Source organism: Bacillus sp. GbtcB10 (genome assembly GCF_019091365.1).
Classification (GTDB): Bacteria; Bacillota; Bacilli; order Bacillales; family Bacillaceae; genus Bacillus; species Bacillus altitudinis.
This window is the reverse complement of the sequence record NZ_JAGXJP010000009.1, coordinates 1-25,272: the sequence shown is the minus strand read 5'-3', so window position 1 is coordinate 25,272 and position 25,272 is coordinate 1. Positions and strand designations below refer to the sequence as shown.

Here is a 25,272-nt window from a genome sequence, read left to right as displayed (position 1 = left end):
TCCCTGCTTGTTTAAAACAGAAAAACGCTTTGGTCTATTATCTACACCAAAGCTTTTTATTGAATAAAGGTATGATACTGATGGTAATCAGGATTTCTTTCGAGCGCCTCTTGGCAATCCTCACAAATGGTTTGTACATGTAAATCACCATTTTCCCTATAAGAAATCATATCGTTTCTTTCCTCATTTGTTAAGTGATGAAATCCAAGTGCTTCACTTTGGACAGCGGATTCATCTAGACTGCCAACCTTTACACCACAGTGCCGGCAGTAATAGTGCAAAGCCATACGTGATCCTCCCATGCTGAGATTTTATGATCAGTATGTGCTTTGCTTATCATTCTTATACCTTCTTGTTAAAATCATTCATCACTTCTAAAAAAGGCTTTGTTAAAGCCGCTTCACAAGCTTCAACGGATGCTTGAATAGCAGATGAGATATCAGGCTGTTCTTCCTCTGAGAAGCGTCCTAGTACGTAATCGACGACCTTCATGCCGTTTTGTGGACGGCCAATACCGATACGGAATCGGTCAAACTCAGGTGAACCTAAATGCTGAATCAACGATTTGATTCCGTTATGTCCGCCTGCACTTCCTTTTGTACGCAAACGAATCCGGCCCGTTGGCAAATCAAGATCATCATAGATGACCTTCAAATGTTCAAGGGGAATTTCATAGTAATCCATCAGCGGACGCACACATTCCCCTGATAAGTTCATATATGTAAGAGGCTTCACAAGTAGAACCTTTTGCCCCGAAACAAACCCAGTTCCATATTGTCCATGGAATTTTGATTGATTTAATGGGATGTCCCATTTTTTTGATAGTTCATCTATTGTCATAAACCCGACGTTATGTCTTGTTTTTTCATATTCTTTTCCTGGATTACCCAATCCAACGAACGCAATCATGAAACCAATAACCTCCTTTGTCGCACATGCACACGCCTAAAAAATGAGCCAATGTGATTGCCTCATGCAAAACATATGAATTCTTTTCATTCTAGCACAAAAGACGTAACCGCGGGAGGGTTACGTCTCTAATTGACCAGTTATTCTTCGCTATCATCTTTTTCTTTAATGGCCTCAGGCTCTTGCGTTTCCTCTTCACTATCTGGCTCTGGAACCTCTGATTGCTGAGGCGGTAAGATCGAAGCAACAACTTCTTCTGGATCATTATTAATTTGATACGTAGACTGAACAGACAGATCACCAACTGTTAGTACGTCATTTACTTCTAAGTTTGTAATATCAGCTTCAATATTTTGCGGGATATCCTTTGGTTTCGCTGTAATGGATAGCTCAAATAGTGGCTGCTGAAGCACACCGCCATCCTTTACCCCTTTGGATTCGCCAATGAGTTGTACAGGTACATCTGCGTCAATTTCTCGCTGTAAGTCGACCACTTGGAAATCAGCGTGGACAAGCTCATTTTTCAACGGATCTGTTTGCAGTTCTGTCACCATCACAGATTTTGTTTCACCGCCAACGTCTAATGTGATGATTGTATTTTTTCCTTCATCACGTAATGTCTTTAATAAATCAATGCTGTCTAATGAAACAGCCAGATTGTCTGTATTTTTTCCGTATATGACACCAGGAACGTGTCCTGAATGACGGATTTTTTGCAGTGTGGAACGTTTGAAATCAGTTCTTTTATTTGCTTTTAAAGTTGCCATATTCAGCACCATCCTATTTCTTTTTTGTCACTACTTTCATAAATACCCATAACTGAATCATTTTAAACATGTTTGGCTTTCATTTATCACAGCAAAAAGACCCCAAGCTGATGCCTAGGGCCTTTTTCAATCAGAAAATTAGCTGAAAAGGTAGCTCACAGATTCTTCTTCATGTACACGAATGATGGCTTCTGCAAGCAAAGGCCCAACTGAAAGCGGAATGAATTTTCCAACTTTCTTGTCATCTGTTAAGTGAATACTGTTTGTCACAACTAATTCTTTAATTTTAGAGTTTGTAATACGTTCTACTGCTGGTCCAGACAATACTGGGTGAGTACAACAAGCATAGACTTCAGCCGCTCCATTTTCCACAAGTGCATTTGCAGCAAGTGTAATCGTACCAGCTGTATCAATGATATCATCGATGAGAATCGCCGTTTTGCCTTCAATGTTCCCAATGATGTTCATCACTTCAGCCACGTTCGGCTTCGGACGACGTTTGTCGATAATTGCGATTGGTGCTTTCAGGCGGTCCGCCATTTTGCGCGCACGCGTAACACCACCGTGGTCAGGAGACACAACAACGATATCATTCAAGTTTTTCTGTTCGAAATAGTTTGTTAAGATTGGCACAGCCATTAAGTTATCGATTGGAATATCAAAGAAACCTTGGATTTGCGGCGCATGAAGATCAAGTGCAATGACACGTGTAGCACCTGCTGTTTCAAGTAAGTTCGCAAACAGCTTCGCTGTGATTGGCTCACGAGGTTTCGCCTTACGATCTTGACGTGCATATCCGTAATAAGGGATGACAATATTGACCGTTTTCGCAGAAGCGCGTTTTAGTGCATCTACCATAATGAGTAGCTCCATAATGTGCTCATTGACTGGCGCACTAGTAGATTGAATGACATAACAATCACAGCCGCGGATACTTTCTTCAATATTGATTTGGACTTCACCGTCACTAAAACGTTTAACAGAGCTCTTTCCTACATCAACTCCGATACGATCGGCAATTTCTTTGGCAAGTTCAGGGTTTGAATTCAAAGAGAATATCTTTAAATTCGCATCAGCATAACGATTAGACATGGTAAACCTCCGGGTATTTGGATTATTTTTTATGAATATTTTTCACATAATCTTCTTTATTGACTTGTCTTGCTCTAGCAATAGACAATGCATCCTGCGGTACATCTTCTGTAACCGTTGAACCGGCTGCAACATATGCCCCTTTTCCGACAGTGACTGGTGCAACGAGATTTGAATTACAGCCAATAAATGCGCCATCTTCAATCTTCGTTAAGAATTTGTTCTTCCCATCATAATTAACTGTAATAGATCCACAACCAAGGTTTACATCCGCTCCGACCTCTGCATCTCCAATATAGCTGAGATGAGACGCTTTGCTTCGGTCACCGAAAACTGTTTTCTTGATTTCGACAAAATTCCCGATCTTCACTTCATCGCCAATTTTCGACAATGGGCGAATATGAGCAAACGGTCCAATTGTCACATCTACCCCAACTTCACTATCGCAGACAACAGACTGCTTAATGACTGTCCGATCTCCAATTACGCTATCAACAATTTCAGTGTTCGGACCGATTGTGGCATCTGCACCAATCTTTACATTCCCTTTGATGACCGTCCCAGGATAAATCATTGTATCTTCACCGATGACTGCATCGGGCGAGATATACGTGTTCTCAGGATCAATCAAGGTTACACCATTCTTCATATGCTGATGATTAATACGTCGCTTCATGAATTGCTCTGCTTGTGATAGAGCGATACGATCATTGACTCCAAGTGTTTCTTCAAAATGTGGTGTTTGATACGCTGCAACCGTCTGTCCTTCATTCTTTAGAATTTCAATGACATCCGGCAAATAGTATTCACCTTGTGCATTTTCATTTGACACTTGCTCAATCACACGGAAGAGATCTTCATTTGAAAAGCAATAGGTTCCAGTATTAATTTCATTCACTTGACGTTCAGCATCATTTGCATCTTTATGCTCGACGATTTTTACTACAGCACCTGTTTCATCACGAATAATACGTCCATAACCTGTTGGATCATCCGCGTGTGCTGTCAAAATCGTCACTTTCGCTTGTTGTTTTTGATGCTCGCTTAACATGGCTTCCATTGTTTCCGCTGTCAATAATGGTGTATCTCCACAAATGACAATGGTTGTTCCCTTTTCCTGCGCGAGGAACGATTTGGCTTGTTTGACGGCATGTGCTGTTCCCAGCTGTACTTCTTGAAGTGCATATTCACTTCTGTCCCCAAGCTGCTTCTTGACGTCCTCTGCTCCATGACCGACAATCGTCACAAGCTTGGCTAAAGATAGCTTTAACGCTTGATCTGCCACATGCTCGACCATTGGCTTTCCGCAAACTGGATGAAGTACTTTGTATAACTTTGACTTCATTCTTGTTCCTTTTCCCGCTGCTAAAATCACTGCGAACCGCTTATCCATTGATTGGCCTCCAATATCCCTATTATCCATAGAAAAATATATCCTAAATAAGGACTGATTTCAAGGATACAAGAGGAAGTGCATTAATTTTCTAATGAACGGGAGACATAAGGAACAAGAGAAAAAACGCAAAAAAGACAGCATTTAAAAGAAAACATTCATTTTCTCTTAAAGCTGTCTTTTTAGGTTCACATATCTTTAAGAAGCTCCAGCTTCTTCATATTCAATTGTCTCTTCCTCTTCGCCTAAGCGATGATACTCATTTAAAACAGCATCTTGGATTTTACCCCGAGTGCTTGAATTAATTGGATGTGCAATGTCGCGAAACTCTCCATCAGGCGTACGTTTGCTAGGCATTGCAACAAACAAGCCATTGTTTCCATCAATCACACGAATATCATGAACAACAAATTCGTGGTCCAGCGTGATGGATGCAATCGCCCTCATGCGACCATCGGTATTCACGCGGCGTAATCTTACGTCAGTAACTTCCACAGTAGTTCACCACCTTTTCCCAATATAAAAGCATTAATTAGGTATTCAACGATTGTGGTGATTCTCCTGCTCTTTTTTTAAACTTTTTTTGAAATATCGGGATATTTATACATTTTTTGTCATTTTAATGACGACGCTTACATCGGTTGCGTGAAAAAAGACATCATGACGATGCCTTTTCATACATATAATGAAACCAAACGGTCTCTAAAGAGATGGCCTGTTTATTTCACTAATGCCACAACTTCAATTTCTACAAGTGCATCTTTTGGAAGTCTGGCTACTTCTACACATGAACGAGCTGGCTTATGTGTATGGAAGTATTCACCGTACACTTCATTCACTTCAGCGAATTGTTCCATATCTTTAATGAAAACCGTTGCTTTCACGACTGTTTCAAAGGAAGCACCCGCTGCTTCAAGGACGGCTTTAAGATTATGAAACACTTGATGTGTTTGTTCTTTAATATCTCCATTCACAAAATCTCCAGCTGGCGTTAACGGAATCTGCCCTGAGCTGTAAAACATGTTATTGACGATAACCCCTTGAGAGTAAGGTCCAATGGCTGCTGGCGCGTTTTTGGTTTGAACAACTTTTGTCATATCAATCTCTCCCATTCAAATACATGTTTGATCAAAGCTTAAGCTTTCGAATGAAAAAACTCGTGGAAATTGCCTTCATTAATCTCAATGATTTTCTGCTTCATATCAATGGTTGAAAGCTTTAAAAGTGATACATATTCATCGACTAGACGTTCATCTACGCCTTCATCTTCTAATAAAACACCGATCCCTGCAACATTTGCATTAAATTCCTCTAGAAGATTCATCATGCCATTAATGGTTCCGCCTGCTTTCATAAAGTCATCAATAATCAACACATTGGATCCTTTATCTAAGCTCCGCTTTGCAAGTGACATGGTTTGAATTCGGTTAGAAGAACCTGATGCATAATTAATACTCACAGTTGATCCTTCAGTTACCTTATTATCTTTTCTAACGATCACAACAGGCACATTTAAATAACCTGCAACAGAATAGGCAATCGGAATACCTTTCGTCGCAACAGTCATGACAACATCAATCGGTCGATCCGAAAAAATGGTCGCAAAAAGCTTACCGATTTTCGCAAGAATCGATGGATTGCCTAAAACATCAGTTAAATATAAATAACCGCCAGGAAGCACACGTTCAGGAGTTGATAATGCCTCTCCGATATCGTTGACGACTTCGTCTGCTTCTTTTAGATGAATCTTTGGAATATATTTCACTCCGCCAGCAGCGCCAGGTACAGTAAGTAAAGTCCCTATTCCCTGCTGTTCGAAGGTCTGTTTGATAATCGTTAAGTCTTCACTAATAGAGGACTTCGCAGATTGATATCGCTCTGCAAAAAAAGTTAAAGGTACTAGTACGTGCGGGTGGGTTAACAAATAATTTGTTAAGTCCACCAATCTGCCGCTTCGACGAAACTTCATGAACTTACCCCCAGAACCCGAATAATTTATGAATAATATAACTTAATATACGGATTTAATCAAGGGTATTTTGTTCGCCGATCATGCGGACAGCGTAAACCTGATCACAAAATCCTCTCAGTCCGTTATATATTCTTTGTACCTTCGATTCATATTGAATCAAGCCAAATACAGTTGGCCCGCTGCCGCTCATTAATACAGCATCTGCTCCGAAACGCTTCATCTGTCTCTTAATCATATCGACTTCCGGATACATCTTTAATGTCACAGATTCCAACACGTTACCGAGTGAGCCGCACATCTCTTTATAATCTTTCGCTTCAATTGCTTCAATCATACGCTGTACATTTGGGTGTTCTACTTTGCTTGCGTCATATTGTCTGTAGACCTCAGCTGTAGATACCCCAATCACCGGCTTCGCTAAAATCACCCAGCAATGCGGCGGTGTCGCAATATGCTTTAGTTTCTCTCCACGTCCTGTCGCTAGCGCTGTCCCTCCGTGTACACAAAAAGAGACATCTGAGCCGATCTCCGCTCCAAGCTCAGCTAGTTCATCTAACGCGAGATTTAACTTCCACAAACGGTTTAAGCCGCGAAGCGCTGCTGCGGCATCACTGCTGCCTCCAGCTAAACCTGCTGCGACGGGAATTGCTTTTGTGATGACAATCGATACGCCTTTTTGAATACCGAATCTTGTTTTTAATAATTTAGCTGCCTGATAAGCCAAATTCCGTTGATCATCTGGCACAAAACGATTATGAGATGATACACGGATTTCGTCTTTGTCCAGCTCCGTCAGCTCTAGTCGATCTGCAAGATCTATTGTTGTCATCACCATCTCCACTTCGTGATATCCATCCGGTCTTTTTCCATGAACATCAAGTGAGAGATTAATTTTTGCCGGTGCTTTTTCTAAAATACGCAAACATTTCACCTACTTCTCCATCTAAACATAAGTATCAATATTGTATCACATTTGATGGATCTGATGAATATTGGCTTTTGCTCCCAGCACACTCACTTTTTCAAGCAAAAAAGACCAGAGACACCCGAGGTATCCCTGATCATTTCTTTATCGTTGATTCTCTTCTTGAGCCATGTGCTGTTGAGCTAATTCAATGGCACGTTTGACCATATTTCCTGCGTCACGCGCACGAATCTCTCCCCAGCCTCCATTTTTGACGGTATCATAAAATCCAAGATCCTTCGCCAGCTCGTATTTGAACTCATCTGACATAATGCCTCGGCGTCTACCCAAACGAAACAGCCCCTTTGGTCGAGAATTCGAATCATCGCCACTCCTTTGTGGCTTTCTTATTTTGCATCGTTTCCCGCCTTTTACCCCTTTCAAATAATGGACAGCCTCCCATACAGAAAAAAAGGCAAAACAAAAAGCAGTAAACAAAAAGTTCACTGCCCATTAATAGGCGACTGAGCTAGCGGTATCATCGAATGTTAATTCGACCGTCTCAGTCAGTATATCTGCATAACTGTAAGAAACTCTTTCAAACGAATTCTCATCTTGATCTAATTGAATCACAAAAACAGAAGGGTACGTTTCAGCTAAAATGCCCGAACGCTCAATTGTTTTTCGGCGGCCTCCGTTAGCCTTTAACGTCAAACGTTTACCTAAGTTACCATCAAGCGATCTTTTGATGTCGGACAAAGTCTTCGCCATTGCATCCACCTCACTGAGATAATTATACAACAACGGCCCATTTTTGTCAAATAAAAATTAAATTATATCAACCAACACGAGCCATTGTCAACAAAATAATTTTGACAAACTTCTACCTTTTCTCCTCACTATTTTTCTCAAATTCCGGTGAATTATGTATTCATATGAAATTTCTTTTTGAGCATAAAAAAAACCAGACTGAAATCAGTCGGGTTATGTCGATTCATGGTCTCTTTTATATGGCATACCTACCCTTAAAACACCCCTTGTTTCAATCCCTCCGAGACCTTTTTCTCTCGTCAGCGTATTTCGGAGCACATCCCACACGTTGATTCGATCTACAAATGGAGTGAAGCTGATCTTGGCAACAATATAGACGGGGTCAAGTGCATGAATGTTGACACGTGAGGGTGAGCTTGCAAAATTAGCACCTGCTTGAATTAATGATTCAAAATGAGATTGGCAGGCACCTGCAAAGATTACGAGTTGATCTAAATGCGGAACCTTCCTTCTTGCCTTTTGAACCGTTTCAACGAAATGACGAGAATGACGATATGCACCGATATCGTGTACACCGCCCTTTTGTTTAGAATACGCATCATGTCCTGTGATGACCAAAATATCAGGCCGGTATTGATCAATTAATGAATCAATCATGCTTGGCATTTTCTTCTCGTGGCAATGCACACCATACACAGGTACACCGATTCTTTCATATACATCTAAGCATTTCTTTAAGTATGAAGCATCTCCATCTAAATGCAGAACCTTTCCGGGCATATGAAAATACTGCTCCTGATGCTGATATTGTCCAGACGTATAATACTCTTGTTTTTCACGAAGCAGCTGATAATCTTGCCTGAGTAAGTCGAGCGATTCGTTAATTTTCCGTTCATCGTCCTTCTCTCTTGTCAGCTGCTCCTCTTTTTGAATCAAGACCAAATCTGACATCTTCGCATCGGCAATCAGCCTCACTTCATTCCCATGCAAAATGGCGGTGGCTTCGTGCTGGTCTGTCTCATCAATTCGAATGATACGAAACATAATATCCATCTGATAGGATGCCCTCGTCACCATATCTCCTATTTGAAATTGCATGCTTTTCACTCCACAATCAGGCTCTTATCCTGTTGGTATCGTCTTACGCTACACTTGTTCTTCTTTCAGGTGTGTTGTTCTTTCTAGCCTATGCCTGAACAGGTGAAGTGGTGAAAACCAAAAGAAAAAAGCCCTTATGAAAGGGCTTTGCAGTCTAGGAAGGACGAGTACTGGCGCCGAGTGAATTTGACATTCGTGAGTACCAGCGCGCAGGACTGACACCGAATGCGAGGGTTTGTCTACACGCTGAAAAGCCCTTATGAAAGGGCTTTGTGTAAAACATTGGACAAACGGGCAAATTCATCGATTGACAATGATTCACCGCGGCGTTTCCCATCAACCTCAGCTGTTACAAGGGCTTCTTCAATGATGGCTTTATGTTTCTTGCCATCTGGCAGATTGTTCATCAAGTTATTCATCAATGTCTTCCGGCGCTGGCCAAAACTCGCACGAATCAGTTGAAAGAAAAACGTATCATTGTCTACTGAGACCGCAGGTGTTTCACGAACAGTTAGTTTGATCACGGCTGAATCCACATTTGGCTGTGGGACGAAAACCGTTTTCGGCACAACCATTACCGTCTTCGTTTCTGTATAAAATTGCACCGCAATCGACAAAGAGTTGTATTCTTTTGATGAAGGAACAGCAGCCATGCGATCTGCTACTTCTTTTTGCAGCATGACAACGATTCCTTTCAATGGAAGGTTTTCTTCAAGCAATTTCATAATAATTGGTGTCGTCACATAGTAAGGAAGGTTTGCTACGACCATTACTTCTTTACAGTCAGCAAACTGTTCTTCAATCACCTTTCTTACATCTGCCTTCAATACGTCTTGATGTATAATGGTGACATTATCGTATGGAGAAAGCGTATCGTTTAAAATCGGCAATAGGCGCTGGTCGATTTCAAAAGCCGTGACTTTCTTTGCCCGTTTAGCGAGCTGTTCAGTCAACGCACCGATACCAGGGCCAATTTCAATCACACCTGTCTCATCCGTAATCTCTGCATGATCAACAATGCGATCTAAAATATTCGTATCAATTAAAAAGTTTTGCCCTAAGCTCTTTTTAAAAGAGAAACCGTACTTCTTCAGTATTTCCTTCGTTCTGATGGGCGTCGCAATATCTTTATTCATCGGCTTCCTCCTGCATGACGGTCTTTAAGGCCGCAATAAAATCCTCTTTCGTTATTTGGAACATGTGAAGACGCTTTTGCAGCTGCTTCGCATTTGTATATCCTATATTTAAAAGCACACCTAGTCGTTCGCGGCGGCGTTTTGATGCTTCGCCTCCGATAAGGCCTGCGTCAAATAAATCGTCTAACGTAATCTCGCTTTCTGATTCTTCCATTTCCTCATGGACATGTGCAAGGCATTCTCGAATACTATCCAAGGAAGCATGCTCGACACCAATTCCTTTGTCCCGCTTCGCTTTCGCAAGGTGTTTTGGTAAAAAGGCGTGCTTACAGCCAGGGACAGCCTCTGCGATGGTTTTACGGATCTTTTCCCCAGGGAAGTCAGGATCAGTTAAAATGATAACCCCCCTCGTCTCCTGAGCAAGACGCACTTGTTGAATGACTGTATCGCCAATGGCAGATCCATTCGTTTCAATCGTATCTGCATCAACGGCCATCTTTACTCTAGCAGTGTCGTCACGACCCTCCACCACAATGATTTCTTTGATTTTCATGTATTCCTCCGCTTGCAAAAACAATCTACATTTTTTTGTCAAAAAATGAAACCTTCCACGCTGTTTTTGCGTCTAATTAATTAGAAAACAGTGCTTCTATTATAACCAAAAAAACAGAGGGTGCGCAAAGCCCTCTGTTCATATAAATGATTTGGTGTGTTTATTTGAGCACTCTAATTTTCACTCGTTTATTTCCCCATTGATAAGCTGCTGACTTACTTGGGACGAACACATCAATTTTATTCCCTTTTATAGCAGATCCAGTGTCTGATGCAACGGCATACCCATAGCCTTCCACATACACTTTAGAGCCCAGCGGAATGACACTCGGATCTACTGCTATGACCTTTGCACCCGGATTTGCTTTTAAATTAAAGCCTGTAGACGTTCTACCTGTACATCCAGCACAGCTCGCTGTATAGGCTGTAGACGTCACATAGAACTCTTTTCCTGAAGATTCATTACTTCTTGAAACCGCAGGTGACGCTTTAGGTTCCTTCTTGGACACTTGTGTACCAACTGCCACTAAACGATCCTTGCTGTCTTTTGCAGTAACCTCTTTAATTAATTCTTTAGACACCACTTTGCCGTTTTCTTTCACAATGGCATAGTGCTTCTTTAATTTACCTTCTTCACCTTTTTCAAGCACCTTCTCTTTTCCTTTTTCAAGAGATCGATCCTTTTTATGTTTGGTATCAAAAGCAATTTTCTCTTCCACTACATCGGTGACTTTTTCCACCCGAGTGATCTTCACATCTGCGCTTTTTTTAGAAAGGTGACTTTGTAACGCAGGTTTGATCTTATCGTGCTTCTTGAGCTTCAGCTCTTGTTGCTTTAAAAAGTCAGCGACCGTAGTCGAAGTGGTCCACACTTTCTTATCCTTTCCTCCATCGTTTAAGCTGACCTGGAATGCCTGCTGAACCACAAGATCCATATTCTTTTTAATCTTGTCATTCTTTCCTGGAGTTACTTGATCGTGCTTCCTAATATCTATCTTCTCATTCTTCAATAATGCTCCAACCGTCTGATCTGTTGTCCATATCGTTTTCTCTTTCCCATCTAGGGTGAGATGAACCGGTATAGCCGCATCATACACAATGTTCATGTTGTCTTGAATCTTTGTATTTAGACTTGGAGAGATATGATCCTCCGCCCTGGTCCTTATTCCAAGGTCTGAAAGCAGCTGTGCTACTGTCTCTTCATGTGTACGAATTGTCTTCTCTTTGCCATTGATTGAAATGGTAATAGACTGCTTGGTGAGCTCATGCGCACCGTAAGCCGTCCCAGTTCCAGCTAAAAGCAAGCAAGCGACTAGAAATAAAACCTTGCCTTTTCCTAGCTTGACAGAAAACAGATTTTTCATTTTTTGTACGATGAAAAACGCCTCCTTCTCCTCGGAGAGATTATATAGAGTATCTCAAAACCTGTCAACCCTTCCACCCACTGTACAAAAATGCTCGATTGTAAACCTATTATGGGAGATTTTTGGAAGGAAGGGAAGAAAGACTTATCGACAACTTATCCTATGAAGAGGCGCAAACGTGTAGAACTTTTTCGTTATGTTTCACAATTGGACAAGCTTAAACAAGGATTGACATCATATACTGTCAGTTTATACGGAAAACTTTTTTCGCATTTTCTGTTGTCAATGCAGCAAGCTCTTCAAAGCTTATTTCTCGCAATTCAGCAATTTGTTCTGCGATATATTTCACATAGCTCGGCTCATTTCGTTTCCCTCTAAATGGCGCTGGAGTTAAATACGGGCAGTCTGTCTCAATCAGAAGACGATCACTTGGAATATCCTTTACAACTTCTTTCGGTTTTTTCGCATTTTTAAATGTCACAGGTCCACCGAATGAGATATAAAAGTTCATTTCCATACACGCTTTTGCAATTTCGAGGCTGCCAGTAAAGCAGTGCATAATTCCTCCGACTTCTGCCGCTCCTTCTTCTTTTAAGATCGTCACTACATCTTCCGTAGCGTCACGGTTATGAATGATGATTGGCAGATTCACTTCTTTTGCAAGAGCAATTTGACGTCTAAAGACTTCTTTTTGCACATCTTTTGGCGACTTGTCCCAATAGTAATCTAGACCCATTTCTCCAATGGCAACAACCTTTTCATGCTGAGATAATTCTTTGATCCAAGCCAAATCTTCATCTGTCATATCAATGGCATCAACAGGATGCCAGCCGATGGCTGCATACATAAAATCATATGCTTCAATTAGCTCCATCGCTCTCGTAATGGTTGGACGATCAAACCCGACCACCACAATCTTCTCTACTTTTTCACTTTTGGCTCTTTCAATCACCTGCTCTAAGTCTTCATTATATTGTTCAGCATTTAAGTGGGCATGTGTATCAAATAACATGGTTGATTGCTCCTTTCGACAATTCTTCTGAAAAACAAAAGGTGTTCGACGAAATGTTACACGTGGAACACCTTTGTTAAATTATAAAATTTTCGTTCCATTTGCTAGAGATTGATCTACTTCAAGAACCTGCAATTTACCACTAGTTTCTCCAGTTAAAATCATTCCCTGGGAAATTTCCCCTCTTAGTTTAACTGGTGTGAGATTCGCTACGCAGACGAGCTTCTTCCCTACCAATTCTTCTGGTTGATAGTGCTTGGCAATCCCTGAGACAATTTGTCTCTTTTCAAATCCAAAATCAAGCTGAAGCTTTAAGAGACGGTCAGCTTTTTTCACTGGTGCTGCTTCCAATACTTGTGCTACACGAAGGTCAACTTTCGAAAAATCATCGAAGGCGATTTCGGCACCCAGCTCAGGTAATTCAGTTTCTTCTATTTCAACTGTCTCTTCTTCTACCTTAGGCGCACTTCCCTGCATCTTCTCTTTAATGTATGCCACTTCTTCTTCAACTTCTAAACGAGGGAACAATGGCTCACCTTTTTGAACCGTCGCTTTTTGAATCGCACCGAAAGAAAGAATGCTTTCCCAGCTTTTGAGTTTCTCTTCTTCAATTCCAAGCTGGAAGAAGATTTTCTCAGGTGTTTTTGTTAAGAATGGTGTTAACAATACAGCTGTGATTCGGAGTGATTCTGCTAAATGGTACATTACAGAATGCAATTCTTTTCGTTTTGTTTCATCCTTCGCTAATACCCAAGGAGCTGTTTGATCAATATATTTATTTGTTCTGCTGATTAATGTCCAAACATTTGAAAGAGCCACCGAGAATTCGAGGTTCTCCATCGCTTCTTCATAGGCTTTCACCGTTTGTTCAGCTACAGCTTTTAGTTCCTCATCAAACTCATTGACTGGTCCCTTATAGCTGCTTAATGTACCGTCGAAGTATTTTTGCACCATCGCCACTGTACGATTAAGCAAGTTTCCTAAATCATTGGCAAGGTCATAGTTTACACGTTCCACGAATCCTTCTGGTGTAAACACACCGTCTGCACCAAATGGTACTTCGCGTAGCAGATAATAACGAAGAGCATCAAGACCATAGCGATCAATTAACGTAACAGGATCTACTACGTTCCCTTTTGATTTAGACATTTTGCCATCTTTCATGAGCAGCCAGCCATGTGCAAAAATTTGTTTTGGCAACGGCAGATCAAGTGCCATCAGCATAATTGGCCAGTAAATTGTATGGAATCGTACAATTTCTTTCCCGACTAGGTGTACGTTGGCAGGCCAATATTTTTTATATTTTTCATCTTGATCGGTTCCGTAGCCAATCGCTGTTAAGTAGTTGAATAACGCATCAATCCATACATAGATGACGTGCTTCGGATTATTAGGTACTTTAATGCCCCAATCAAAGGTTGTTCTTGATACAGCTAAATCCTCTAACCCCGGTTTAATGAAGTTATTAATCATTTCATTCTTTCTTGATTCAGGCTGAATGAACGACGGGTTCTTTTCGTAATAGTCTAGTAAGCGATCAGCATACTTACTCATACGGAAGAAATATGATTCCTCTTTAATCAATTCAACAGGGTGTCCACTGTCTGGGCTTTTCCCTCCAATGACTTCCCCTTTCTCATTTCGCTCAACATCAACAAGCTGTGTTTCCGTATAGAATGTTTCATCAGGAATACTGTACCAGCCCTCATATTGATCTAAATAAATATCTCCTTGATCAAGCAGCTTTTGAAAGACTTGCTCAATGATTTTCGTATGTCTTTTTTCCGTTGTACGAATGAAATCATCGTTTGAAATGTCGAGTTTCTTCCATAATGATTTAATGTCAGCAACGACCGGATCTAAATACTCAATCGGTGTAATATTTTGTTCTTCAGCTTTTTGCTGAATTTTTTGTCCGTGCTCATCAGTACCCGTTAAATACATCACATCATAGCCTTGCAGACGTTTATAACGAGCCATGGCATCCCCTGCCACTGTCGTATAAGCATGTCCAATATGTAATTTTCCGCTCGGATAGTAAATTGGTGTAGTCAGATAAAACGTTTTTTTCTTTTCCGGCATGTCGGAACCTCCTGCTTGTGTGTAAATGTCAAAAACTCCCGCCCAATGGACGAGAGCGGTCATCATACTTCATTAAAATGTGTCAGATCATTTCATTATGTTTTGCACTTGTGCTTTCTCTATGATACCATCTTAGCCTTTAAGATCAAGCATATATACATAGAACAGATTGAAATGAACGAAAAAGATGAGTTTTTCGAAAAAAACGACAAACCCGTCGACATTTTGTCGAATATTGTCGTATGAAATCTATTTCCAGATTTACAATTGGCTAAATTAGGGCAAAAGTCTTGTTAATCTGTTATCGTCATTTTTCATATTTTTATAGATAAATTCTGAAAAATCCTTATACACCGGTAGTTTCAAGGTCCTTTGACTTTAAGAGTCATATTTTACAAACAATAGTAAACAAAATGATTGACGATTTATGGAAACCTTGTTATGCTAGGAATGTAAGGAATTTGTCGAATAATGACGAAGATAATATTATATTAAGAATAAGAACTTTTTGGGAGGAGAATGAAGATGAAATCTACAGGTATTGTACGTAAAGTTGACGAATTAGGACGCGTGGTGATTCCAATCGAGCTTCGCCGTACGTTAGGAATCGCAGAAAAAGACGCTTTGGAAATTTATGTTGATGATGAAAAAATTATCCTAAAAAAATATAAACCAAACATGACTTGCCAAGTAACAGGTGAAGTATCAGACGATAACCTTAAACTTGCTAATGGTAAATTAGTTCTTAGCCGTGAAGGTGCAGAGCAAATCATTAACGAAATCCAAAACCAACTTCAATCACAAAAATAAGTTTTATATAAAAAGGTTCTTGCACCGTTTGCAAGAACCTTTCTTTATTATTCAATATGATACGCATCATAGATCGTCCGCTTTGGCACACCACGTTCGACCGCAGTACGTTTAATAGCCTCTTTTGACGTTAACCCTTCCTCTATGTAATGGATCACGTGCTCTTTTTCAGATAAAGAATTCCACCAAGCTTCTTCATTCAGTTCTTCTTCATCCTGATCATTTCCTTGTACGACGAGACAGAACTCACCACGGATTTGTTGTTCTGTCACCCAAGTCAACGCGTATTCTAAATCTCCACGAATGAACTCTTCAAATTTCTTTGTCAATTCTCTCGTAATGGCAATATTCCGGTTCCCCCACACTTCTTTCATCACAGTCAGCGTTTCTTTTAACCGATGGGGCGCTTCATAAAAAATAATTGTTTCTTGGCGTTTCTTCAATGCTTCCAACTGTTTTTTCTTTTCCTTTTTTTGACGATCAAGAAAACCGTAAAAGAAAAATGGCTGTGGTGCGATTCCTGACGCAATGAGCGCCGTAAGTGCTGCGTTTGCACCAGGTAACGGAATGACATAGCCTCCGATGTTCGTAAAGTCGCGAACCACTTCGGCTCCTGGATCAGAGATCGTCGGTAAACCGGCATCGCTCACGAGTGCAATGTTCTTTCCTTCTTTTAACCATTCGATTAACTTATGACCACTGCTATCTTTGTTATGTTCATGATAACTCGTTAAAGGGGTATCAATTTCATAGACATGACAAAGCTTTTTCGTTTGTCTCGTATCTTCTGCGGCAATATAGTCTACATCTTTTAACGTTTGTATCGCTCGAAACGTCATATCTTCTAAGTTTCCAATCGGGGTTGGTACGAGATAAAGAATACCCATTTCTGATTGACCATCAAAGCTTTTCTGTGTCTTTTTCATGTGCCGCCTCCTTTTTGATTCGCTTTTCTTCTATATACATGTCCTTTTTTCGACGTGTCCACGTTTTGAAACGATATTCCTGTTGCATGGCTTCTCTTTTGGTTAAAAAGCATTCGTGGTAATAGAGTTCCACTGGCCGTCTAGCTCTCGTATACTTTGCACCCTTCCCACTATTATGGGCAGTCAGCCTTTTTTGTAAGTCATTTGTATACCCAGCGTACAAACTGCCATCTGCACATTTCAATACATAGAAATAATGACTATGCTTCTCCATACAGTATCGTCCTGATTTCTTTTGTATACTCTTGGTCTTCTCCATAAACAAAAAGCGGCGGGAGGATTTTCAAATCCGGCTTTCCATCTTTCATCCCTTCCACTAAAATGGTATTCGCTTCTTTTCCCTGTTTCGGATATACAAATTGAATTCGTTTTGGCTCAATTCGGTATTTCTTCATCATTTCAACAATCTCAAGCAGCCGTCCAGGGCGGTGAACCATTGCCAGTTTGCCTCCTTGCTTTAACAAAGTGGAAGAAACACGAATGACATCTTCTAATGTACAATGAATCTCATGACGTGCGATCGCCAAATACTCATTTTCATTGATTTCATCCTTAGAAGGAGTCTTAAAATATGGCGGATTACAAGTAATCACGTCTACTTTGTGGTTTCCGTACCGTTTAGGCATATCATTTAAATCACCATGGATCAACTCAATCTGCTGCTCCAGTTGATTATGCGCCACACTTCTCTTTGCCATATCAAACAGGCGTTCTTGAATTTCAACCCCTGTAATAGAGGCTTTAGATCTCGTCGAAAGCAGCAATGGAACAATGCCATTTCCCGTACAAAGATCAATAATCTCCCCTTTTTGAATCGGCACATACGCAAATTTTGCTAATAACACTGCATCCAATGAAAAGGCGAACACCGTTTTACTTTGAATAATTTTCATATCTTCTGCAAGCAAGTAGTCTAAACGTTCATCTTCTCTTAACGAAACCATGATGTATCCTTTCTTTTCCTGTGAAAAAGGCTCCCGATTCAGCGGAAGCCTTTTCTCATTTTTTATTTAAAAATGACAGACAGAACAAACAGTCTCCCTCTTTCCGAATGCTCCCATAATGTACATTACAAATATGGAAGCCCTCCTGATATAAACGAGCTAGGTTATCATGACCTTCTCCTATATCAGAATGACTTGGCTTCTGGGCAGAATCATGCTCTGCCTCAGACGATTTATCTCGATCGGATTGATCCAGACGTTCACGCAAGTGCTGATTCTCCATCTGCAGCTGATGATTTTCTTCAATCACTTCACCGATATGATTTTTCAAATCACCTAGCTGGCGATAAAGAGAACCGATTTGTTCTTCTAAATTAATCACCGTATCAAATAGTTCCTTTTTATCCAAGGTGGCACACCTCGTTACTCAGTTGTTTGTGCAGATACAACGCCTTCTTGTAATAATTCTTCCCAAGTATATTCTATCACTTTTTCTTGCCCGGTTAATTCAACTTGCAAAATTCGTTCTAAAATATTAAGCCCTACTACCTTTGCAGAGCCATTAGACGTCTGAATCGTTTCACCGATGTCCGGTAATTGTTCTTTTGCTGTTTCGTACTCATCATTCTCATATTTCAAGCAGCACATTAAACGGCCGCAAAGCCCTGAAATTTTGGTAGGGTTTAACGAGAGGTTTTGATCTTTTGCCATTTTAATGGACACAGGTTCAAAATCTCCTAAGAAAGTTGAACAGCAAAGCATACGTCCACACGGACCAATGCCGCCTAGCATTTTTGCCTCGTCTCTTACACCGATTTGACGAAGTTCAATTCTCGTCTTAAAAATAGATGCAAGATCCTTGACCAGCTCACGGAAATCTACTCTGCCATCCGCTGTAAAATAGAAGATGACCTTGTTGCGGTCGAATGTAAATTCGACATCGACCAGCTTCATTTCCAGGCCGTGTTCACTTACTTTCTGAAGACATGTGTCAAAGGCTGCCATCGCTGCTTCTTTGTTCTCCTCAACGATGAGCCGGTCTCGTTCGTCTGCGACGCGAATCACCTTACGCAAAGGAAGAACCACATCGTGTTCATCTACTTTTTTATTGGCGATGACCACTTGCCCGTACTCAACACCTCTGACTGTTTCTACAATGACACAACTATCATTTTCTATATGAAATCCATTAGGATCGAAATAATAGATTTTGCCCGCTTTTTTAAAGCGAACACCAATTACGTTGTACAAGCTTATCCCTCCTGCAACATCAACACCAATTGCTCCATTAGCCCTTGGGCATTCACGTTGGATTGAAGTCTCTTTTTCGCTTCTAATACAGCAAGGATCTGATTCGTCACCATCTGCTGTGTGGAATGCAGCGCGTGCTGCTTCATTGTCTGGAATAAGTCTTGATAAATGACTTTATCTTCATTTCCTATTTGAATCGACAATACATCACGATATATAAATAAAAGCATATCAAGACCAGTTTCTTGAAGGTCTTTCTCTTTGAAAAAAGGCATCCATTGATCTTGTATATAAAAAAATGCATGTTCTTTTCGCTGGTGTAAGACTTCATACAATTTTATCACTTTCGCTCTAGACTCTGCAAACTGATCATTTCGACTTAATTCGAGTGCTTCTGCTAAATTATTGGTTAAATTCGACAAAAGCCTTGCAAGATCCTGAGACACGCCTTCTTGTAAAAGCTGCTGCTCCAAAGATTGCGGCTGCAGCGGCTTAAAGCTAAGCATCTGACATCTTGAAATAATCGTATCCAGCATTTTATGCGATTGTTCAGTGATTAAAACTGCCATCGTTTCCCGGTTGGGCTCCTCTAGGAACTTTAATAAACTGTTCGCAGCATTGACCGTCATTTTGTCCGCATGGAGAATGATATACATTTTCCGATGCGATTCTACGCCTGCTTTTGTAAATTCCTCCTGCAAAGCCTGCACTTGCGCCTTCTTAATTGATTGACCGTCAGGCTGCACTAGATGTAAATCTGGATGGTTGCCAGACTGAATTCTTTTGCAGTTTTGACAGGACTCACATGGTTTCACTCCTGCTTCCAAACAAAAAAAGCTCTTCGCTAAAAGCATCGCAGCATCTAGCTTTCCGGTCCCTTTTTTTCCTTCAAATAAGTAAGCATGAGCCAGTCGGTCTTTATCAATACTATTAAAAATCAGCCGCATGACGCGCGGCTGTAAATCATTCATGTCATCCCAGCTAATTGCCATGTTATCACTCTCTATGTGTAAAGGTTAATCAATAAACCTTTTATTTCTCCAATACGTTCAAGCAAATCAATCGAGGGTTTCTCCTGATTCATCATATCCTCTGTTAACTCAATCAGCTTTTCATCTAATGCTTTGACTAAAGCGAGTGTTCGTGTGTTGCCATAAATGTCAAAGCTCCTTGATGTCTCTATATTTAATCCATTATCGACTGTTTCTTTTACAAAGCGTTTCACAAGTCCTTTAAACCTAGCCAAATCTTTAAGGTTTCGTGACTTTGTCAGTTTCTTGCCGAAGACTTCGATATCGCTCAGCATGACTGTCAGCTGCTCTAAACGCATTTTACCACTTTGTGTCTCCATCGATGATTTAAACGATGCTGAAGTTTGGCTTCCTTTCATCGCTTGAAGTTCACGCTTTTCTAAAAGCAGCCGCATATCTTGATTAATTTTCACAGCAACCCATCCTTAAAATTGATGAAATTGTTCAACTGGCAGAATAAAGACGGTAGCTCCACCAACTTCAACCTCAACAGGGTATGGTACATATGAATCTGCATTTCCACCCATTGGTGATACAGGCGCGATCATTTGATCACGTTTACGGCAATTTTCCTTGATTAGCTGTAACGCTTTATCCACTCGGACATCATCGCAACCAATGATAAAAGTCGTATTACCAGACTTTAGAAATCCACCAGTCGAAGCTAATTTTGTCACGCCGAATTGATGTTCGGTCAATATTTTCAATAACTTGCTGCTATCTTGATCCTGTACAACGGCAACAATTAATTTCATTTGATTGGCCTCCTTCATTTTAGGCACAGGTGACATGCCGATGTCTTCCTCTATATTATAACAACGATTGGGAATGAGGTCATATTTGATTTTTCTTTAATGTGTCCTGAACCAGCTGAAACACTTCATTAAAGACATCCTGAACAGGCTGAGACGCATCTACTACACGGAATCGTTCTGGTGATTGCGCAATCACCTGCTCATATCCTTCTCTGACCATTTGATGAAAATTCAGTGTTTCCATGTCTAATCGATTTTTTTCTCTTCCTTGATTGGCATCAATTCGCTTTAGACCTTCCTCTGGTGTAATGGAAAAGTAAATGGTCATTTGCGGCATCGTGCCATTAATGGCAAAATCATTAATGGATTTGACTTCTTCAATCCCAAGCCCTCTCGCATAGCCCTGATAAGCAAGGGAGCTGTCTACAAAACGATCACATAAAACAGTTTCCCCCCGCTTCAATGCCGGTTCTACTTTCTCAGCCAAATGCTGTCTTCTAGCTGCTGCATAAAGCAATGCCTCTGTTTTTGCGTCCATTTTTGTATTTTTTTCATTTAAAATGACTTCACGAATTTGCTCTGCAATATCAATGCCTCCGGGCTCACGTGTCGCCATCACTGCATAGCCTTGACGTTCCATTTCTTCGTACACTTTTCGAATCACTGTCGTTTTTCCAGCACCCTCTGGCCCTTCAAACGTAATAAACATACCGCTCATAGTGTCTCCTCTTCTATATAAACATATAATTTTCTCTGGTGAATCACCTGACTTGCTTGCACATGAACTTGATGCCCAAGCAAACGGCTTAACGTCGCAACTTGATCTGATTCAATAGGTTCTCCTTTGATCATCAAAGGAATGCCAGGCGGATAGGGAATGACCGATTCTGCACTAATCCGGCCTGCTGCTTTTTCGAATGGAACAGCTTCTACATCTCGCTTTTGCTGATCGTCCTCTAAGAAGAGCGATCCCGTTTGAGGCTCTTTTTTTACAAGCAATGAATCACTTTGCTGAAGAGCCTGCTCTATAGCTGTAAAAGGAATGTCCTTTGTATGTCTTAGACCAAAAACGAGTAACACTTGATGTTCATCCGCAAGTTCTGGGTGAACCTCCACCGACTCAAGCACCTTTTTTAGTTCATAGCCTGTCAGCCCTTTTGTTGAACGAATGACACATTTTAATGGATCCATAGGTAAAGAGTCAGACTCAACCACTTCGAGATTGGAGATCATATTGAACTGTGCTTTCAGCTTTGCCAAGTCTCTCATGATTTCATCCATTAACCCTTTTCCCTTCAACTCTTCCACATAAGCTCTCGCCACATCTAACGAAGCCATAATTGGATAGGAAGGTGAACTGCTTTGAAGCATCGTTAATAACGTCTTTATCCGCTTCACATCCATTCGGTCTCCTTGAAGATGGAGATAAGACCCCATCGTCATTGCCGGAAGGGTTTTATGTGCTGATTGTACCACCACGTCTGCTCCATAGGAAAGGGCAGATGGAGGAAAGGCACCGCCTAATACAAAATGAGCACCATGTGCCTCATCAACTAATACAATGATGCCAGCTTCATGACACATTTGAATGAGCCCTGATAAATCAGCTGCATGTCCGTAGTAGTTCGGATATGTCAAAACGATTGCCCGGCAGTTAGGATGTGTAGCCATAGCTTGTTTGACTGTTTCCTCCGTCACATGGGTTGGGACGTGCAAGTACGGATCACTCTCGGTTTCTAGCATAATAGGCGTCGCTCCCGCAAGCTCAATCGCATGGAACACAGACTTATGACAATTTCGCTGAACGAAAATGCCCTCCCCAGCCTGACACGCAGACATCACCATTGCCAAATTGCCAACGGTTGTGCCATTCACAAGGAAAAAACTTTGTTTAGCTCCATATAGCTTTGCCAATAAATCCTCTGCCTCTTGAATCACCCCAGTCGGATGGTGAAGATCATCTAGACCTTCAAGTTCTGTCACATCCAGCTGAAGAATGGATTCATAATAGGACCGTGCCTCATCAAAAAAGACATCTCCATTGTGATGTCCCGGAACGTGAAAAGAATAGGGCTTCTTTTCCGCATGTTGTGATAATGCTGTATATAAAGGTGTTTTCAAACAAATCGACCCTTTTCACTTAAACGATATCTTATATCTATTATAACGTTCAAACAAGTGAACTGAAAGATGGATTCTCATTCCTTTATTGGTTTATGATTCACCAGCTTTTGCTCTGCCTCATGCATGCTACTTTTTAATTGAGCTCGTTCTTGGCTCCCATGTTCTTTTACCTGCAACGTTTCCTGCAATGTTTCGGCCAATTGGCGCTGAACCTTTTTCAACGTATCTATAGGCGTTAAGGATGCATCTTCAAGCAGCTGTCCTTGCTGCTTCGATACCTGTTCATATGTTTGCTGGATACGCTGCTCAAGCGCTGAATTGGCTCGCTGCTGAATATGATTGAACGCAATCGACATTTGGTTGATCCATAAAGGAATTGATGCGGAAACAGTTGATTGAATATGATTGGCTAAAGTATGGTTTGTATGCTGAATCATTCGAATTTGGGCATTACATTGCAGTGCGATTTGACGGCTCAACAACAAATCATACTTCCGTTCTTTTAATCTCTCCATATATTCTTCTTCATCGACTTCCCGACTCATCAATTGTTCCTCTAATGTCCGATCATGTGAATGTGATTCTGTTAGGGCATGTTGCTCTAACAGAATCAATTTTGCTTCAACTGCTGCAACCTGTAACGTCATCTCTTGAAAGTATGATTGATTTTCTTCAAATAAACGCTCTAATAACTTATGGTCCGAAATTAGCACGCCTCTTGCGTAACGAAGCCTTGCTGACAATCTTTCTATCTGTGCTTCCGCTTGTTTAAAACGAGATATGATCTCCTGAGTCGAACGCTTTTCTCGCTGAAACAACCTTGAAAAAAAGCCTCGCTTCTTTGGCAATAAATCCTCTGGCTCCACTAAATGCAGTTGCTGTAAAAAGGACTCGAGAACATCTCCGATTTGCTCAATATCTTTTTTCTCCACATATTGCATCATTTGTTTTGATTGTTCTAACAATCGTTCCTGCACACGTGTGCCATAGAAAAGCAGTTTTTGTGGATGGTCAGGGATCTTCTCAGCTCGCTGTAGCGCCTCCTGCTTTTCCTCATCAGATAAGGTATCAAACACCCGAAACGGAAGATCTGTAGTAGATGGGGCTGGTGGTATGACTTGATCTTCTGGTTTCATCGAGTTTGACTCCTTTCATGTCTATTTTTTAATCATTTTATCGGCCACTTCAAGTTCAATATGAAGTGCTTCTATATCTCTTCCTAAAACTTGCTGTAAATCAATCGTTAATTGCTTTTGCAGTTCAGTCAGCGTGACTCGAGTTTGGCTTAATGTCATTTCAAGCTCATGGCTACGATTGGGCTGATTATACAGCAGTGCATATTTCTCAGTTAATTCAACAACAGAATCCAAACTCTCAAAATAAAACCGCTGTGCATCATAAAACCGGTTCGGTTCCTTTTTTGTTATCGTATAGATGCGTCGTGCAAGCCGAAGAATTTCATAATTATGCTTGATCGTCTGTACGTTCTTCACAGCAAATAAAGCTTTCTTCAAACGAACCAGCTTTTGCCCAGCTTCTTTTAAGTGCTGTTTAATATATACATAATCACTGCGAGACAGTCCGTGTTTCTTCAAAAACAACTGGAAGGCAGCCCATCGGCTTCCTGCAAACATCACACCCCACCCAATCATCGCATACAGTATCGACAATCCAACATGATGATGAAAAACACCAATACTGACAGTTATAATCACCAGCGAAAAAAGAGTAGAGAGAACGGCCCATACAAATGTGTAAAAAATTGATTTCATGTTCATCGACTCCTATGAATAATCAGGCTCTCTGTTTATCTTATTATTTATTACGGTTGATGTCCAAACTAAGTTCCAAAAAACAGGCCCAATCCCCGATTGCCCATAAAAAAAGACCATCTAATGGTCTATGAATACAAAGGCGGCGTATGAAGATTTTTAAGCTTTCTTACATAATCAGCATAACTAGGATCCGAGGTTGATGTAGAAATTAACTTCCGTTCACAATCTCGGCATAAAAACTGATGATATAAATAAATTCCCTTTGTTTTTTTCTCTTCACAAATCAAACAAATTGCTTCTCGCTCTTTTTTGCTCATTGTGACACCTCCACTTATAGCTTCAGTATGCCCTAGCGCTTTCAATTGTATACAAAATTAAGAATGTTTTAGATGATAGTTTAGTATATGTATCCATGCCAGATCGAGTGTTTGTTCCTTTTTTAAAATACAAAAAAGACCAGTTCCGACTGGAACTGATCCTTTGAAAAGCTTGGCGGCGTCCTACTCTCACAGGGGGAAACCCCCAACTACCATCGGCGCTGAAG

At 40.8% G+C, this 25,272-nt stretch carries 31 protein-coding genes; 1 reads left to right on the top strand and 30 read right to left on the bottom strand.

The annotated features are described in order from the left end of the window. Positions 1-56 precede the first annotated feature (56 nt). From fin to metG, 17 genes are all read right to left on the bottom strand, one after another. Positions 57-287: an anti-sigma-F factor Fin gene (gene fin / locus KVT11_RS19235; RefSeq protein WP_003217967.1), complete on the bottom strand. Its 231-nt coding sequence runs from the start codon at positions 285-287 to the stop codon at positions 57-59. Positions 288-342: 55 nt separating this feature from the next. Then, positions 343-909, bottom strand: a complete 567-nt coding sequence (gene pth, locus KVT11_RS19230) for an aminoacyl-tRNA hydrolase (protein WP_008341851.1) — start codon at positions 907-909, stop codon at positions 343-345. 140 nt (positions 910-1,049) lie between these two features. Next, a complete protein-coding gene (locus KVT11_RS19225; RefSeq protein ID WP_008341853.1) occupies positions 1,050-1,676 on the bottom strand; it encodes a 50S ribosomal protein L25/general stress protein Ctc in 627 nt (208 codons plus the stop codon). 138 nt (positions 1,677-1,814) lie between these two features. Continuing rightward, positions 1,815-2,768, bottom strand: coding sequence for a ribose-phosphate diphosphokinase (locus KVT11_RS19220; RefSeq protein ID WP_003217907.1), 954 nt, complete (start codon positions 2,766-2,768; stop codon positions 1,815-1,817). 22 nt (positions 2,769-2,790) lie between these two features. Continuing rightward, positions 2,791-4,161, bottom strand: a complete 1,371-nt coding sequence (gene glmU, locus KVT11_RS19215; protein ID WP_217609113.1) for a bifunctional UDP-N-acetylglucosamine diphosphorylase/glucosamine-1-phosphate N-acetyltransferase GlmU — start codon at positions 4,159-4,161, stop codon at positions 2,791-2,793. Between the two features lie 198 nt (positions 4,162-4,359). Beyond that, positions 4,360-4,656, bottom strand: coding sequence for a septation regulator SpoVG (spoVG, locus tag KVT11_RS19210; RefSeq protein ID WP_008357439.1), 297 nt, complete (start codon positions 4,654-4,656; stop codon positions 4,360-4,362). Between the two features lie 224 nt (positions 4,657-4,880). Next, positions 4,881-5,258 carry a 2-iminobutanoate/2-iminopropanoate deaminase gene (ridA, locus tag KVT11_RS19205; RefSeq protein WP_046527604.1) on the bottom strand — a complete coding sequence of 126 codons (378 nt, stop codon included), beginning with the start codon at positions 5,256-5,258 and terminating at the stop codon, positions 4,881-4,883. A 38-nt stretch (positions 5,259-5,296) separates the two neighbouring features. After that, complete coding sequence (gene purR / locus KVT11_RS19200) at positions 5,297-6,130, bottom strand: pur operon repressor (RefSeq protein ID WP_007496210.1); 834 nt, start codon at positions 6,128-6,130, stop codon at positions 5,297-5,299. A 55-nt stretch (positions 6,131-6,185) separates the two neighbouring features. Continuing rightward, positions 6,186-7,055, bottom strand: a complete 870-nt coding sequence (gene ispE, locus KVT11_RS19195) for a 4-(cytidine 5'-diphospho)-2-C-methyl-D-erythritol kinase (RefSeq protein ID WP_046527605.1) — start codon at positions 7,053-7,055, stop codon at positions 6,186-6,188. 147 nt (positions 7,056-7,202) lie between these two features. Further along, positions 7,203-7,388, bottom strand: coding sequence for a small, acid-soluble spore protein, alpha/beta type (locus tag KVT11_RS19190; protein ID WP_017366434.1), 186 nt, complete (start codon positions 7,386-7,388; stop codon positions 7,203-7,205). 162 nt (positions 7,389-7,550) lie between these two features. After that, positions 7,551-7,808, bottom strand: coding sequence for a biofilm formation stimulator Veg (gene veg, locus KVT11_RS19185; RefSeq protein ID WP_003217979.1), 258 nt, complete (start codon positions 7,806-7,808; stop codon positions 7,551-7,553). Positions 7,809-8,021: 213 nt separating this feature from the next. Next, positions 8,022-8,906: a sporulation peptidase YabG gene (gene yabG / locus KVT11_RS19180; protein WP_007496216.1), complete on the bottom strand. Its 885-nt coding sequence runs from the start codon at positions 8,904-8,906 to the stop codon at positions 8,022-8,024. Between the two features lie 257 nt (positions 8,907-9,163). Then, on the bottom strand, positions 9,164-10,042 hold the full coding sequence (rsmA, locus tag KVT11_RS19175) for a 16S rRNA (adenine(1518)-N(6)/adenine(1519)-N(6))-dimethyltransferase RsmA (RefSeq protein ID WP_217609112.1): 879 nt from the start codon (positions 10,040-10,042) through the stop codon (positions 9,164-9,166). Further along, positions 10,035-10,595 (bottom strand): ribonuclease M5, encoded by a 561-nt coding sequence (gene rnmV / locus KVT11_RS19170; RefSeq protein WP_008341876.1) that lies wholly within the window; start codon positions 10,593-10,595, stop codon positions 10,035-10,037. Before rnmV ends, rsmA begins: the two co-directional genes overlap by 8 nt. Positions 10,596-10,755: 160 nt before the next feature. Next, the gene (locus KVT11_RS19165; RefSeq protein ID WP_217609111.1) at positions 10,756-11,958 is read right to left on the bottom strand and encodes a resuscitation-promoting factor; all 1,203 of its coding nucleotides are present in this window, start codon (positions 11,956-11,958) and stop codon (positions 10,756-10,758) included. Positions 11,959-12,202: 244 nt separating this feature from the next. Next, positions 12,203-12,970 (bottom strand): TatD family hydrolase, encoded by a 768-nt coding sequence (locus tag KVT11_RS19160; RefSeq protein ID WP_017359325.1) that lies wholly within the window; start codon positions 12,968-12,970, stop codon positions 12,203-12,205. A gap of 81 nt (positions 12,971-13,051) precedes the next feature. Continuing rightward, positions 13,052-15,052 (bottom strand): methionine--tRNA ligase, encoded by a 2,001-nt coding sequence (gene metG / locus KVT11_RS19155; RefSeq protein ID WP_035704074.1) that lies wholly within the window; start codon positions 15,050-15,052, stop codon positions 13,052-13,054. A 519-nt stretch (positions 15,053-15,571) separates the two neighbouring features. Here metG and KVT11_RS19150 point away from each other — a divergent pair. Then, the gene (locus tag KVT11_RS19150) at positions 15,572-15,862 is read left to right on the top strand and encodes a transition state genes transcriptional regulator AbrB (protein ID WP_087975202.1); all 291 of its coding nucleotides are present in this window, start codon (positions 15,572-15,574) and stop codon (positions 15,860-15,862) included. A 47-nt stretch (positions 15,863-15,909) separates the two neighbouring features. Here the strand turns inward: KVT11_RS19150 and rsmI are convergent, their stop codons facing one another. The 13 genes from rsmI to KVT11_RS19085 all read right to left on the bottom strand — a co-directional run bounded on the left by rsmI (position 15,910) and on the right by KVT11_RS19085 (position 25,045). Further along, entirely contained in the window at positions 15,910-16,788 is an 879-nt protein-coding gene (gene rsmI, locus KVT11_RS19145) for a 16S rRNA (cytidine(1402)-2'-O)-methyltransferase (protein ID WP_217609110.1), read from the bottom strand. After that, positions 16,763-17,062 carry a GIY-YIG nuclease family protein gene (locus KVT11_RS19140; RefSeq protein WP_019744059.1) on the bottom strand — a complete coding sequence of 100 codons (300 nt, stop codon included), beginning with the start codon at positions 17,060-17,062 and terminating at the stop codon, positions 16,763-16,765. The genes rsmI and KVT11_RS19140 overlap by 26 nt, the downstream gene beginning before the upstream one ends. After that, a complete protein-coding gene (locus KVT11_RS19135) occupies positions 17,049-17,792 on the bottom strand; it encodes a tRNA1(Val) (adenine(37)-N6)-methyltransferase (protein ID WP_017359328.1) in 744 nt (247 codons plus the stop codon). The genes KVT11_RS19140 and KVT11_RS19135 overlap by 14 nt, the downstream gene beginning before the upstream one ends. 55 nt (positions 17,793-17,847) lie before the next feature. After that, entirely contained in the window at positions 17,848-18,201 is a 354-nt protein-coding gene (yabA, locus tag KVT11_RS19130; RefSeq protein ID WP_007496228.1) for a DNA replication initiation control protein YabA, read from the bottom strand. 14 nt (positions 18,202-18,215) lie between these two features. After that, entirely contained in the window at positions 18,216-19,043 is an 828-nt protein-coding gene (ricT, locus tag KVT11_RS19125) for a competence/sporulation regulator complex protein RicT (RefSeq protein WP_007496230.1), read from the bottom strand. A 2-nt stretch (positions 19,044-19,045) separates the two neighbouring features. After that, positions 19,046-20,035 carry a DNA polymerase III subunit delta' gene (holB, locus tag KVT11_RS19120; protein ID WP_017359329.1) on the bottom strand — a complete coding sequence of 330 codons (990 nt, stop codon included), beginning with the start codon at positions 20,033-20,035 and terminating at the stop codon, positions 19,046-19,048. Between the two features lie 11 nt (positions 20,036-20,046). Further along, positions 20,047-20,487, bottom strand: a complete 441-nt coding sequence (locus tag KVT11_RS19115; protein ID WP_008341898.1) for a YaaR family protein — start codon at positions 20,485-20,487, stop codon at positions 20,047-20,049. Positions 20,488-20,499: 12 nt separating this feature from the next. Further along, positions 20,500-20,829, bottom strand: coding sequence for a cyclic-di-AMP receptor (locus KVT11_RS19110; protein WP_012008640.1), 330 nt, complete (start codon positions 20,827-20,829; stop codon positions 20,500-20,502). A gap of 79 nt (positions 20,830-20,908) precedes the next feature. Further along, positions 20,909-21,547 carry a dTMP kinase gene (gene tmk, locus KVT11_RS19105; RefSeq protein ID WP_017366431.1) on the bottom strand — a complete coding sequence of 213 codons (639 nt, stop codon included), beginning with the start codon at positions 21,545-21,547 and terminating at the stop codon, positions 20,909-20,911. Next, on the bottom strand, positions 21,544-22,950 hold the full coding sequence (locus KVT11_RS19100; protein ID WP_099496224.1) for an aminotransferase class I/II-fold pyridoxal phosphate-dependent enzyme: 1,407 nt from the start codon (positions 22,948-22,950) through the stop codon (positions 21,544-21,546). Before KVT11_RS19100 ends, tmk begins: the two co-directional genes overlap by 4 nt. Before the next feature lie 77 nt (positions 22,951-23,027). After that, a complete protein-coding gene (locus tag KVT11_RS19095) occupies positions 23,028-24,089 on the bottom strand; it encodes a toxic anion resistance protein (protein ID WP_099496223.1) in 1,062 nt (353 codons plus the stop codon). Positions 24,090-24,110: 21 nt separating this feature from the next. Beyond that, positions 24,111-24,725, bottom strand: coding sequence for a 5-bromo-4-chloroindolyl phosphate hydrolysis family protein (locus KVT11_RS19090; RefSeq protein ID WP_116307716.1), 615 nt, complete (start codon positions 24,723-24,725; stop codon positions 24,111-24,113). A 128-nt stretch (positions 24,726-24,853) separates the two neighbouring features. Further along, the gene (locus tag KVT11_RS19085) at positions 24,854-25,045 is read right to left on the bottom strand and encodes a sigma factor G inhibitor Gin (protein ID WP_017359334.1); all 192 of its coding nucleotides are present in this window, start codon (positions 25,043-25,045) and stop codon (positions 24,854-24,856) included. Positions 25,046-25,272: the final 227 nt, after the last annotated feature.

Excerpts from the sequence above, each read along its gene's own strand:
- fin (WP_003217967.1), bottom strand. The coding sequence starts at position 287 with ATGGCTTTGCACTATTACTGCCGGCACTGTGGTGTAAAGGTTGGCAGT.
- pth (WP_008341851.1), bottom strand. The coding sequence starts at position 909 with ATGATTGCGTTCGTTGGATTGGGTAATCCAGGAAAAGAATATGAAAAA.
- KVT11_RS19225 (WP_008341853.1), bottom strand. The coding sequence starts at position 1,676 with ATGGCAACTTTAAAAGCAAATAAAAGAACTGATTTCAAACGTTCCACA.
- KVT11_RS19220 (WP_003217907.1), bottom strand. The coding sequence starts at position 2,768 with ATGTCTAATCGTTATGCTGATGCGAATTTAAAGATATTCTCTTTGAAT.
- glmU (WP_217609113.1), bottom strand. The coding sequence starts at position 4,161 with ATGGATAAGCGGTTCGCAGTGATTTTAGCAGCGGGAAAAGGAACAAGA.
- ridA (WP_046527604.1), bottom strand. The coding sequence starts at position 5,258 with ATGACAAAAGTTGTTCAAACCAAAAACGCGCCAGCAGCCATTGGACCT.
- purR (WP_007496210.1), bottom strand. The coding sequence starts at position 6,130 with ATGAAGTTTCGTCGAAGCGGCAGATTGGTGGACTTAACAAATTATTTG.
- veg (WP_003217979.1), bottom strand. The coding sequence starts at position 7,808 with ATGGCGAAGACTTTGTCCGACATCAAAAGATCGCTTGATGGTAACTTA.
- yabG (WP_007496216.1), bottom strand. The coding sequence starts at position 8,906 with ATGCAATTTCAAATAGGAGATATGGTGACGAGGGCATCCTATCAGATG.
- rsmA (WP_217609112.1), bottom strand. The coding sequence starts at position 10,042 with ATGAATAAAGATATTGCGACGCCCATCAGAACGAAGGAAATACTGAAG.
- rnmV (WP_008341876.1), bottom strand. The coding sequence starts at position 10,595 with ATGAAAATCAAAGAAATCATTGTGGTGGAGGGTCGTGACGACACTGCT.
- KVT11_RS19165 (WP_217609111.1), bottom strand. The coding sequence starts at position 11,958 with ATGAAAAATCTGTTTTCTGTCAAGCTAGGAAAAGGCAAGGTTTTATTT.
- KVT11_RS19160 (WP_017359325.1), bottom strand. The coding sequence starts at position 12,970 with ATGTTATTTGATACACATGCCCACTTAAATGCTGAACAATATAATGAA.
- metG (WP_035704074.1), bottom strand. The coding sequence starts at position 15,052 with ATGCCGGAAAAGAAAAAAACGTTTTATCTGACTACACCAATTTACTAT.
- KVT11_RS19150 (WP_087975202.1), top strand. The coding sequence starts at position 15,572 with ATGAAGATGAAATCTACAGGTATTGTACGTAAAGTTGACGAATTAGGA.
- rsmI (WP_217609110.1), bottom strand. The coding sequence starts at position 16,788 with ATGAAAAAGACACAGAAAAGCTTTGATGGTCAATCAGAAATGGGTATT.
- KVT11_RS19140 (WP_019744059.1), bottom strand. The coding sequence starts at position 17,062 with ATGGAGAAGCATAGTCATTATTTCTATGTATTGAAATGTGCAGATGGC.
- KVT11_RS19135 (WP_017359328.1), bottom strand. The coding sequence starts at position 17,792 with ATGGTTTCGTTAAGAGAAGATGAACGTTTAGACTACTTGCTTGCAGAA.
- holB (WP_017359329.1), bottom strand. The coding sequence starts at position 20,035 with ATGGCAATTAGCTGGGATGACATGAATGATTTACAGCCGCGCGTCATG.
- KVT11_RS19110 (WP_012008640.1), bottom strand. The coding sequence starts at position 20,829 with ATGAAATTAATTGTTGCCGTTGTACAGGATCAAGATAGCAGCAAGTTA.
- tmk (WP_017366431.1), bottom strand. The coding sequence starts at position 21,547 with ATGAGCGGTATGTTTATTACGTTTGAAGGGCCAGAGGGTGCTGGAAAA.
- KVT11_RS19095 (WP_099496223.1), bottom strand. The coding sequence starts at position 24,089 with ATGAAACCAGAAGATCAAGTCATACCACCAGCCCCATCTACTACAGAT.
- KVT11_RS19090 (WP_116307716.1), bottom strand. The coding sequence starts at position 24,725 with ATGAAATCAATTTTTTACACATTTGTATGGGCCGTTCTCTCTACTCTT.
- KVT11_RS19085 (WP_017359334.1), bottom strand. The coding sequence starts at position 25,045 with ATGAGCAAAAAAGAGCGAGAAGCAATTTGTTTGATTTGTGAAGAGAAA.